Genomic DNA, 6,631 nt, shown 5'->3' on the forward strand with positions numbered 1-6,631 from the left:
ACTCGTATTACGTGTTTCCACCCGAGGCCCGTTCATCCGGCCGCGATGCACCGTACAGCGCCGCTCCAAGGGCGCCCACGATTTGAGGATCTTGAGGTACAAATATCTCTCTACCCGTCTCCCGGGCGAGAAGCGTCCTCACGCAGGCATTGAGTGCCACTCCTCCGGCAAAGAATACCTCGCCCGTGGGGGCCACGCGATTCAAAATCGAGACCGAGCGACTTACAATTGCTTTATGGATGCCCAGCGCCACCTCTTCACGCCGGGATCCCTGATTGGTCAAGGAAATTACCTCTGATTCGGCAAAGACGGTACACGTGCTGTTAATCTTCTCGGCCTTTTCGGTGGACAGTGCAGATTCGGCAAATTCACCGAGGGCATAGCCGAGCGCGTGAGCCATGATCTCAAGAAAGCGGCCCGTTCCGGCGGCACACTTATCGTTCATTTCGAATTTACTCATGTCCCCGGTTTCGTGAAGCGCGATGGCCTTCGTGTCCTGGCCTCCGATATCGAGGATAGCACGGCAGTCAGCCGATAACCGACGCGCCCCCAGGGCGAAGGCCTTGATTTCGCTTATGACCGGGCAGTCAAATCTGGTTTTGATCAAATGCCTGCCATACCCGGTGGCCACGAGTCTGCCCGGATCAATATCCTGCATGAGAGCCGCTGCGGTTTCGAGGGGACTGTGCGATGAGTGTGCCTTGCGGGTAAGGACGATCTCGCCATCCTCCAATACAGCGAGCTTGACTGTGCGTGATCCTATGTCAATCCCCGATGTTCTCATCACTCATTTATCCGTTCCACAAACGCCTCTATACGCGTTTTCAGCTGACCCACGTCCTCCTGGCTGTAATCAGTCTCCAGTCGCAGGGTTGGGACGCCCGCTTTTTCCAGTTCGGCTTCAGCGGGCATACTTTCTACGATATACGGATGGCAGAACTGAAGACTGTAATGAATCACTCCCTGTGCGTTGAGTCTTCCCGTCATTTCTTTCACATATTCGACCCGTGAAGGGTTGGGCGTGAAGACAGCGCAGTCAATATTGAAATACCGGTCCACGACGTTTTCAAGGAGTTCTTCTACCGTGCTGCCCCTGTCTTCCGTGAGCCAACGCGAGCCGCGTTCTCCAACGCAGGATTCTTCCCCCACGATGACCGCACCGCCTGTCTCCACGAGCATAGGCACTTTCCAGTTGGGGACCGCCATAGGACATCCCGATATGATCACCCTGGGCGTGCCTGTATCGGCCACCCCTATCCCGTTTTGCACGCGCTCTTCCAGTTCGTCGCAGAGCTTGTTCACAGACTCGGTAAAACGCACAGGATCATCGTAGAAGAAAATCTGATTTATGAGCAGCGCGTCAAGCCCTGAAATGGGAGCAGGATCAGCTTTGCGTATCTCTGCAAGACGTTTTACCGCCTTGCGTTTTGCATTGGTAATCTCAATTCCTTTTTTTAATGATTCGACGGTAATCTTTTTGCCGCTTGCAGCCTCGAGTTTTTGAGCAAATTTCCTGTATTCCTCTTTGAGCAGGGCCTTTCCCGCCTCACTCTTCATCTGCGGCAGATCTATGATATACAGATCGCTGACAAGCGGGCCGAGCACTTCGTACGCCTTTTTCTTGCCGTCGCACGTGTTCTCCCCGACGACTACGTCGCATGCCTCCACGTAGGGACACACCTTTCCGAGCTTAAACCCGAAAGCAGATTTGATAAGGGAGCAGATATTTCTCGGAAGTACATTCTCGGCGCCTTCAAAATTAAACTCCGCGCCGGCGCATAATCCCACGGAGACCCCATCTACGGCAAGGATAAACTCTTCAGGAACAAATACGCAGTATGACCCGATGATCTTTCTTCCCTGCGCCTTCGCGTCAAGAAGCTCCTTTATGCGCAGGCCGTGCACCTCGCTCATGACGAAATCGAAATACTTCATCCCTTCGGGACGCTTCTTCTGGGACAGAAACACGTCCTGATAGGCGCTGCCAAGGACGGAAAGCAGGGCGTCGTGGGCCTTAAGATCAAGACCCAGGCTTGACCACATCTGTGTGTAATCTGACATGAAAAACCTCCTGTGCAATAAAAAATCCGGCCGCGGATTTCCGCGCCGGATTCCTAAGGAGGAGGCGGTTAGGTTAAGGCGGAGAAACGGCGGACACGGTTATAACGGGAAGCCACCCGGGCTCCCTAAACGCCTTTCACCGCAATGGGATGTATATATAGCTATTCGTTTTCATACCTCTTCTAATCTTAATTGCAGGTCGGATCAAAGTCAAGCGTTTTGTACCCGCCGAATGGGAGCCGGGGCGTTCAAAAGACGCACGGCGCTTCTCTAGCAACACATCGATCTGTTTTCTCGGTCGAATATGTGTGCTACTATGTTAGAAACAATGCGGCGAACTATTCTTGCGAGGTTGTGTGGCCGATTGGCCTTCCTATCGAGGAGGACAATGCGAATGGGGAATGCACTCGGCTTTGTAGAGCCCTATCTTGCCATAATGAAACCTGCGGCCATGGCGTGCCTTATGGCACCATGTTTGATATTGGGAGGCTGCGCCGTATTCAAGGCGCCCTATACCATCGTCGCGGGAACGGTAAAGGGTACCTACTATGCAGTAAAAGGTACCTATGAGTTTACCGCCGGCACCACAAGGATCGCCTACAAGGTTGGAGAGTTTACCTTCAAGGTCGTGAAGGCCCCACTCGACTGGGCGCTCGTCAATGAAGACATCGATACAATCGGCGGTCTACCCCCCAAAGAGGCTATCAGCAAGGGGCGCGTGAAAACGGCCCCCTACACGGTGAAGGGCAAAACGTATCATCCCATGTCCGTGGAACAGGCAAAATCGTATGAACAGACCGGCACCGCCTCCTGGTACGGATACGAGACCCTCCACCACAACAAAGGACGCATGACCGCCAATGGCGAAGTCTTTGATCCCAACGGACTCACGGCTGCGCACAAATATCTGCCCCTGCCCACGCACGTTAAGGTCACGAACCTCGAAAACAATCGATCGATCATCGTAAGAGTGAACGACAGGGGACCGTTCCCGAGCGATCGTAACCCTTCATCAGGCGACAGAATCATCGATCTCTCCGCCGGCGCGGCAAAAAAACTCGGCTATTATCAGAGGGGCATCGCCCGGGTCAGGGTAGAAACCATAGAGCTGCGCGAAGAAGGCTGACCAATACGTGTCCCGTCAGACACGTGAGGTATTTCTTCTTGACAAATTCAAACAACTGTTTTATACTTTTGTTTGAAACTATTGTTTTAAACCAAGGAGCAACATGATCGAGCCGACGCATCCTGTGTCTGAAACAAAGAAGCGCATTCTTGAAGCGGCCTGCAAGGTGTTTGCTCAGTCAGGATTTCAAAACGCCACGGTCCGGGAAATATGCACGCTGGCCGGTGTGAACGTTGCCGCCATTAACTACCATTTCGGCGACAAGAAGAGCCTCTACCTCGACACGCTTAAACATTTCCAGGGTGCCGTTGGCGTGAAATATCCTCTCACCTCCGATGCGACAAAATCTCGTACACCCGAAGAACGTCTCGAGTTCTTCGTCTCTCAATTCATAAGACGGGTACAGGACTGCCACGAAGAAACATCCCCACGGTTTAGACAACTCGTAGTAAGGGAGCTTATGGAGCCAACCGAGGGGCTCGATGTGATTATCGAGGAAACCATACGACCCCTGGCAGCCCTTCTCTCGTCCATTGTACGTGAGCTTCTCGGAAAGAATGTCACGGAACCTCTGGTGCGTCTGTGCTGCGCGAGCATTATGGGCCAATCCCTCTTCTTTTTCTACGCCGAGCCCATCATAACGAGGTTATTCCCCGGGGTAAAAGCGGCCCACGATGCCAAACGCAAATTGATAGCCGACCATATCACCCGTTTTTCTTTGAGTGCAATTGAGTCCCTGGCGGCGCACAAGAAAGGAGTCCGGTCATGAACTTTTTTTATTTTAAGAAGACAAAGCTCGCTCGGGCCTTTGCAGCAGCCGCTACTTTGGCCTCTGTCCTTATAGTTCTTCCCGTCCCGTCGGTAGCCGCGAACAGACAGGTAGAAGCGCAGGAAACAAAAGGAGTCGAGCAGTCACAAGCAAAACCTTCCTCCCCCGTATCTCAAGGCGAGCGATACGATCTTCCATCAATCATTCGTTACGCACTCAAACATAATCCGGACCTCAAGATAGCCGGCAGGAATATCGAGACGGAAACATACGGGATCGACTCGGCTAAAGCCGACAGGGCGCCCAAGATAAATTTCGGGGCGGGCATCACCCGGTATCGCTATGATACCCCCATAGCCCCTGTCATTATTGAGCTGCCTCTTACCCCCAGCACTGAATTCCCTCCTTTCAGGAGGACCATACAGGACACCGCCGTGTCTTTCCAGTTTCCCCTGTTCAAGGGCGGACGACTCGTAAGGGGCGTCACCATTGCCGAAGTAAGAAAGGCCATCGCTCAAGACAGCTACCGAATGACGAGACAGGACCTCGTCTATAACCTTACCGGTCTCTACTATAAAATCGAGCAGCTCGAGGCCCTCATTCGCGCCAATAATGCTTCCGTAGAGCAGCTTGAATCTCACAAGAAAAATGTCGAACTCTACGTTAAAACCGGCACAGCGCCCAGGCTCGATCTTCTCAAAACCGAGGTTGAACTGTCTCACGCACTGGAAAACAGACTACTCGTGCAGAACAATCTTGCGAGCGCGTACGAGCTTCTAAAGACGCTCATGGGCATGGATGACATGGGCAGAGATATCGTCGTGGTGGAAGACAAGAACGCCGCTCCATTTTCGGCCGTGCTCGACGACAGTCTGAGGAAAGCCTTTGCACAGAGATCAGATTACCGGGCCGTTGCGAACAAGAAACTCATCGCTGAAATGCAGGTGAAGATCGCACAGGGCAAGCGCCTTCCTGAGATCGCGGCTATGGGCCAGTACGGCGGCAAGGCTGGAAGCGACACGGGGTTCAGGGAGGACTGGTATTATGGCCTGCGCTTCACCATACCCTTACTCGACGGCGGGCTCATACGCTCCGAAATTAACAAGCAGAAGGTGGAACTGGAAAAAGTGAAAGAGGAAGAGCGTTCCCTGCGGCTTGCCATCACCCGGGATGTGCGTGACGCCCATCTCAATATCGCCAACGCGGAGGAAAGGATAGACGTGACGGGCAAGGCCATCGAGAGCGCAGAGGAGAACCTGAGGGTCGAACGACTCAAGTATGAGACGGGCGCCGGCACGACCACGGACGTGATCGATGCCGAGACGGCCTCCCTCAGGGCGGAAACGGACTACTGCCAGGCGGTCTTTGACAAGGCCGTTGCTGTCGCCTATTTGAAGAAAGCTATGGGTGAGGACGAGTATAACGAGGAGGTACACGAATGAAGAGAAGGAGATTAATCGTAGCCGCGATCGTCATTGTTATCGCCATAGCCCTTTTGGTCATAAACGGCATGAGAAACCACCGCGATGACGCATCTATGGCTCTCTCGGGAAATGTTGAAATAACAGAAACGAACGTGGGCTTCAAGATATCCGGCAGGATCACAAAACTGCTCGTGGACGAAGGTGCCACGGTGAAGGCGGGCGATGCCATCGCGGAGCTCGACAACGCTGAGCTCGCCTCCCTCATGGCGCAAAACAAGGCATCAATGGAGGAGACGGTTACCAGGCTTTCGGAGCTTAAAGCGGGCGTAAGAAACCAGGAATTGGAACAGGCGAAAGCGAGCGTAGGGGCACAGGAGGCCGAGCTCAAGAAAGTGAGACAGGACTATGAGCGGGCAGATACTCTTTACAAGAACGGGGCCATCTCTCAGGCCCAGTACGATGACGCAAAAAGTGCGTTCGACACCCGCATGGCCTTGCGAAAAAGTGCCGTGGAGGCTTTGAGCCTCGCTCAAGAGGGTACGCGGAAAGAAGAAATCAAGATAGCGGAACATCGCGTGGCCCAGGCAAAGGCGACCCTTTCCGCATCGGAGGTACGATTCAGGGATGCCGTGATTTACGCCCCCATAGATGGCGTGGTCTTAAGAAAGAATGTCGAGGTCGGCGAAACCGTGGCGCAGGGGACCCCGGTTTTTACCATAGGGGACCTGAAAAGCCCCTGGATCAAGGTGTACGTGAAGGAAGACAGGCTCGCCCTCGTCAAACTGGGACAGAAGGCGATCGTGACGGTCGACAGCTACAAAGGCAAAACTTATGAAGGCGTAGTCTCGTATATATCCTCAGAAGCGGAGTTCACTCCCAAAACCGTCCAGACTCCGGAGGAAAGGGTAAAACTGGTCTTCGGCGTCAAGGTACAGGTGAAGAACGAGGCGGGCGATCTCAAGCCGAGTATGCCCGCAGACGTGAAGATTCTTCTGAAATAATGGCCGCAGGGGTTACTCTGGTGAACCACACTATCTCTATCAAGACGTCGGGCCTAACAAAGGCCTTCGGAACGAATGTAGCCGTGTCAGGTCTCAACCTCGAAATCCGTAAGGGAGAGCTCTTCGGTCTCGTGGGACCGGATGGGGCAGGCAAGACAACGATAATGAGGCTGCTCACCGCCATACTGACGCCCACCTCCGGAGATGCCTGGGTATCGGGACACTCTATTTTGAAGGAACAAGAGAGCAT

General features: G+C 53.6%; 7 protein-coding genes. 5 read left to right on the plus strand and 2 right to left on the minus strand.

Features of this window, described 5'->3' with window-relative positions; all coding sequences use genetic code 11:
• Positions 1-7 precede the first annotated feature (7 nt).
• Entirely contained in the window at positions 8-784 is a 777-nt protein-coding gene (locus VMT62_09285) for an acyl-CoA dehydratase activase (protein HVN96609.1), read from the minus strand.
• Positions 784-2,061, minus strand: a complete 1,278-nt coding sequence (locus tag VMT62_09290) for a double-cubane-cluster-containing anaerobic reductase (GenBank protein HVN96610.1) — start codon at positions 2,059-2,061, stop codon at positions 784-786. The genes VMT62_09285 and VMT62_09290 overlap by 1 nt, the downstream gene beginning before the upstream one ends.
• A 394-nt stretch (positions 2,062-2,455) precedes the next feature.
• Between VMT62_09290 and VMT62_09295 the strand changes: the two genes are divergently transcribed.
• From VMT62_09295 to VMT62_09315, 5 genes are all read left to right on the plus strand, one after another.
• Complete coding sequence (locus tag VMT62_09295) at positions 2,456-3,187, plus strand: septal ring lytic transglycosylase RlpA family protein (protein ID HVN96611.1); 732 nt, start codon at positions 2,456-2,458, stop codon at positions 3,185-3,187.
• A gap of 103 nt (positions 3,188-3,290) precedes the next feature.
• Positions 3,291-3,956, plus strand: coding sequence for a CerR family C-terminal domain-containing protein (locus VMT62_09300; protein HVN96612.1), 666 nt, complete (start codon positions 3,291-3,293; stop codon positions 3,954-3,956).
• Entirely contained in the window at positions 3,953-5,398 is a 1,446-nt protein-coding gene (locus tag VMT62_09305) for a TolC family protein (GenBank protein ID HVN96613.1), read from the plus strand. The genes VMT62_09300 and VMT62_09305 overlap by 4 nt, the downstream gene beginning before the upstream one ends.
• Positions 5,395-6,381, plus strand: a complete 987-nt coding sequence (locus VMT62_09310; protein ID HVN96614.1) for an efflux RND transporter periplasmic adaptor subunit — start codon at positions 5,395-5,397, stop codon at positions 6,379-6,381. The genes VMT62_09305 and VMT62_09310 overlap by 4 nt, the downstream gene beginning before the upstream one ends.
• Positions 6,381-6,631: ATP-binding cassette domain-containing protein (locus tag VMT62_09315; protein HVN96615.1), on the plus strand; the 251-nt coding region annotated here is incomplete at its 3' end. The genes VMT62_09310 and VMT62_09315, both read left to right, overlap by 1 nt.

This window comes from Syntrophorhabdaceae bacterium (assembly GCA_035541755.1).
Classification (GTDB): domain Bacteria; phylum Desulfobacterota; class Syntrophorhabdia; order Syntrophorhabdales; family Syntrophorhabdaceae; genus PNOF01.